The sequence below is a fragment of the Nocardiopsis sp. TNDT3 genome, from assembly GCF_003427465.1.
GTDB lineage: Bacteria > Actinomycetota > Actinomycetes > Streptosporangiales > Streptosporangiaceae > Nocardiopsis > Nocardiopsis dassonvillei.
Window position 1 is genome coordinate 1 of record NZ_QPFC01001379.1, and the last position, 4,140, is coordinate 4,140.

Here is a 4,140-nt window from a genome sequence, read left to right on the forward strand (position 1 = left end):
GTCGCGGCCCGGCCCGCGACGTGGGCGGACGTGCCCGACCGGGCCGCCTCTCCGGCGGGCGCGGCCGGGCAGCGCCACCGGACACCCGTGGCAGGACCTGCCCCTTCGGTGTCAGCGGACGTCGGCCAGGGTGAGCGCGAAGTCCCCCGCGGGATCGGTCCACCAGTGGGTGGGGGCGAACCCCGCCCCCTCCAGCTCCGCGGTCAGCCCCTCCCTGCGGAACTTGGCGGAGACCTCGGTGCGCGTCTCCTCCCCGGGGGCGAACTCGACCTCCAGGTCCAGGTCGGCGATCCGCACGCGCTGGGCGGCCCGGGAGCGCAGCCGCATCTCGATCCACTCGCGCTCGGCGTTCCAGCGCGCCACGTGGTCGAAGGCGTCCGGGTCGAAGTCGGCGCCGAGCCGGTGGTTGATGACGGCGAGGACGTTGCGGTTGAAGGCCGCGGTGACCCCCCGGGCGTCGTCGTAGGCGGCGACCAGGCGGGCGGGGTCCTTGACCAGGTCCGCGCCCAGCAGCAGCGAGTCCCCGGGGCGCAGGACGCCGCGGACGTCGCGCAGGAAGGCCGCGCGCGGCCCCGGCTCCTGGTTGCCGATGGTGGAGCCCAGGACGGCCAGCAACTGGCGCCCGCCCTCCCCGCCGACCGGCAGCAGCCCGAGGTGCTCCTCGAAGTCGCCGACCACGGCGTGCACGTCCAGGCCGGGGTAGTCGTCGGCCACGCGGCGGGCGGAGGAGTCGAGGAAGTCACCGCTGACGTCGACGGGCACGAAGCGGGTCAGGCGGCCCTGGCGGCGCATCGCGTCCAGGAGCAGGCGGGTCTTGACCCCCGATCCGGAGCCGAGCTCGATGAGCGCCTCGGCGCCCGCCGCGGCGGCGATCTCGTCGGCCCGCAGCTCCAGGATCGCGCGTTCGGCGCGTGTGGGGTAGTACTCGGGCAGGGCGGTGATCTCCTCGAACAGGGAGCTGCCGCGTTCGTCGTAGAACCACTTGGGCGGGAGCCGCTTGGGCCGCGCGGTCAGACCCTCGGCGACGTCGGTGCGCAACGCCTTGTCGAGGTCGTCGGCGGTCAGGTTTCGGTCAATCCGGAACATGGTGCCTCCTGTGTCCCCGAAGATGTACCCGGGACAGGTGGTGTCGGAAAGCTGGGCGGAGCCGGTCAGTCGATCGGGCGGACCTCGGTGCGCTCCCCCGTGGCCGCGACCACCGAGTCCTGGGGGACCTCGCGCCATCCGGGGGCGTCGTCGAAGGGCTCGGAGGCCAGGAAGACCCCGCCGTCCGGCTCGCGCAGGGTGAACAGGGTGTCCCCGGCCGCGGTGGCGGCGAGGGTATGGCCGTCGCTGGCCAGCAGGTTGTAGCGGCCCCCGGAGTGCTTGCGGGCCTCGCGGACCACGGTGGCCAGGGTTTCGGACAGGTTCTGGGAGTCACGCCACAGTCGCACGGTGTGTGCGAACAGCGGCGCGGAGTCCAGGGGGGCGCGGGCGTCCAGTACGCCGCGTGGCGGGGGCGCGGCGAACGCGGCGGTGAGCGCCTCGTCGTCCTCCACCGCGCCGTTGTGGCTGAACAGCAGCCGGTCGGCGCGGAAGGGCTGGGCGCCCGACTCCTCCGAGCCGAACCCGACGGTGGCGTCGCGCACGGCGGCCACCACGCACCCGGAGGCGATGGCGCGGGCGGCGTCGGCGAAGGAGGCGTCACCCCAGACGGGCATGGCGCGGCGGTAGCGCAGCGGTTCGGCGGGGCCGTCCTCCGGGGGGTACCAGCCGACGCCGAACCCGTCGGCGTTGACGGTGCCGTACCGCTGCATGCGCGGCGCCCAGGACTGGACGTGCAGTGAGTGGGGCGCCGCGTACAGCAGGTCGTGCAGCGTGCGCGGCGGCCCCAGGTAGGCGAGGTGCCGGCACATCAGGCGGGTTCCGCGTCGCGCGCGCAGCGGAAACCGCTGAAGATCTGCCGGCGGATCGGGTGGTCCCAGTTGCGGAACGTGGCGCGGGCCGCGGTGGGGTGGGTGGCCCAGGAGCCGCCCCGCAGCACCTTGTACCCGTCGTCGAAGAACACCTCCGAGTAGTCCTCGTACGGGAAGGCGCGGAACCCCGGGTAGCCGGTGAAGGTGGTGGAGGTCCACTCCCACACGTCGCCGACCAGCTGCTGGACGCCCAGCGGCGAGGCGCCGTCGGGGTGGCGCCCGGCGGGTGAGGGGCCCAGCCTGCGCTGGCCCAGGTTGGCGTGGCCGGGTCCGGGATCGGTGTCGCCCCACGGGTAGCGCCGGGACCGGCCGCTGACCGGGTCGAAGCGCGCGGCCTTCTCCCACTCGGGCTCGCTCGGCAGGCGCTTGCCCGCCCAGGCGGCGTAGGCCCGGGCCTCGTGGAAGCACACGTGCTGCACGGGCTCGTCGGGGGGCACCATCTCCTGGCGGCCGAACCGGCGGCGCGACCACCCGGTCCCCTCCCGGGTCCAGAAGGCAGGGGAGACCGCTCCCCGCTTCTCCTTCCACTCCCAGCCGTCGCGGGTCCACCAGCGGCGGGTCTGGTAGCCGCCGTCGTCCATGAACTCCTGGTAGGCGGCGTTGGTCACGAGGGCGGTGTCGATCCAGTAGGGGCCCAGGTCGACGGTGCGCGCGGGGCGCTCGTTGTCGTAGGCCCAGGGGTCGTCGTCGGTGCCCATGGTGAACGGCCCCTCGGGCACGAACACCTCGTCCCGGACCGGCGGGCGCAGCGCGGTGACGGGCGCGGCCTCCTCCAGCAGGACGGGCTCGCCCTTGCGGAGCTGGTGGGTGGCGAGCATGGTCTCGCCGTGCTGGTGCTCGTGCTGGATGACCATGTGGAAGACGAACCCGGCGTCCAGCAGGGAGCGTTCGCCGTCCGGGCCGGTCTCCACCCGGGTGAGGTCGGCGGACTCCAGCGCGTCGAGTACCTCCCTGCGCACGCGCGCGTTGTAGTCGCGGGCCTCCTCGGGCCGCAGCAGCGGGAGGCTGACCCGTTCGGCGCGCGGGTTCTCGAAGGCGTCGTAGAGGGTGTCGATGTCGGGGCGCAGCGCCTCACGGCCCCCCGCGGCGCGCAGCAGCCACTGCTCCTCGTAGTTGCCCACGTGCGCCAGGTCCCAGACCAGCGGCGACATCAGGGGCGAGTGCTGGGCGAGCAGCTCCCCCTCGTCGAGGGCGTGGAGGGTCAGCCCGTTGCTGCGGTCCCTCGCCCGGTCGAGTTCGGCGGCGATGCGCTCCTTAGCGCGCTCCTGTTCGTGGTTCACCGTGCTCCTTCCACGTGTCCGGGGCCCGCGGCCGCGGACCGTACGCGCTCCCCCCGCGCCGGGCGCGGTACGGGCACGGTCGGCCGGGTGTCGGCGGGGCTGAGCCCGCGCCGCGTGTGGTGGTCGGCGTAGTCGTCGACCAGCGCGGCCAGGGAGGCGGCGCCCATGCGGGGCAGCGCCTCGATGGCGGCGTCGAAGCAGGCGCGGGCGCACCGGGCGACGTCGGGGTCGGCCATGCCCAGGCGCGCCGAGCGCAGCCACAGGTGGCGGTCGGGGGAGCGCCCCCCGCACAGCTCCTCGGTGGCCTCCTCGGCCGCGGCGCGGGCGCGGGGGTCGTCGACCAGGGCGGCGGCGAGCGCCACCGGGACCGGCCACCAGCGCACGGGCAGCGCGTCGATCATCCGCAGTTCCCACCAGCCGCGCGGGCGCACGGGCGGGAAGAGAGTGCTGAGGTGGAACTCCAGGTCGGCCCGGGTGGCCGGGCGCGGACCCTGCCCGTCGAGCCACTGGGAGAAGGTCACGCCCGGGTCGGGGGTCCAGGGGCCCTCGCCTCCGGGGACGGCCATGACCCTGGCGGCCAGCGCGTACTCGGCCCACGCCGTGGCGGGGTCGGCGGGGCTGCCCGCGTCCAGGACGGGCCGGGTGCGGGTGGCGTCGGTGGCCGCCCAGATCGCCCAGCGGGTGGACTTCCACCCGGTGGGGCGGCCCCGCCAGACGGCGGAGTTGGCGAAGGCGGCGACGAGCACCGGACCGAGCCGGTGGACGAGTTCCCAGCGGTCGCGGACGTCGGCGGCGTCCTCCCCCGTGTCCAGGCACACCTGGAGCGAGGCGGTGCTGCACATCATGGTGTAGCCGCTGGGCTGGCGGTGGTGGGCGAAGAAGCGCTCCATGGCCGTGTAGCGGGC

Annotated in this window: 4 protein-coding genes; all 4 read right to left on the reverse strand. The window is 75.0% G+C overall.

The window, feature by feature from the left end; genetic code table 11:
• Window positions 1-111 precede the first annotated feature (111 nt).
• Window positions 112-1,086 carry an L-histidine N(alpha)-methyltransferase gene (egtD, locus tag DQW06_RS28045; protein WP_013151693.1) on the reverse strand — a complete coding sequence of 325 codons (975 nt, stop codon included), beginning with the start codon at window positions 1,084-1,086 and terminating at the stop codon, window positions 112-114.
• 65 nt (window positions 1,087-1,151) lie between these two features.
• Window positions 1,152-1,895, reverse strand: a complete 744-nt coding sequence (gene egtC, locus DQW06_RS28050) for an ergothioneine biosynthesis protein EgtC (RefSeq protein ID WP_013151692.1) — start codon at window positions 1,893-1,895, stop codon at window positions 1,152-1,154.
• Window positions 1,895-3,235: an ergothioneine biosynthesis protein EgtB gene (gene egtB, locus DQW06_RS28055; protein WP_071621548.1), complete on the reverse strand. Its 1,341-nt coding sequence runs from the start codon at window positions 3,233-3,235 to the stop codon at window positions 1,895-1,897. Before egtB ends, egtC begins: the two co-directional genes overlap by 1 nt.
• On the reverse strand, window positions 3,232-4,140 hold a 909-nt coding region (locus DQW06_RS28060), incomplete at its 5' end, for a glutamate-cysteine ligase family protein (protein WP_117199610.1). The genes DQW06_RS28060 and egtB, both read right to left, overlap by 4 nt.

What these genes read in the sequence shown, in the direction of transcription:
- egtD (WP_013151693.1), bottom strand. Translation starts at nt 1,086, where the DNA reads ATGTTCCGGATTGACCGAAACCTGACCGCCGACGACCTCGACAAGGCG.
- egtC (WP_013151692.1), bottom strand. Translation starts at nt 1,895, where the DNA reads ATGTGCCGGCACCTCGCCTACCTGGGGCCGCCGCGCACGCTGCACGAC.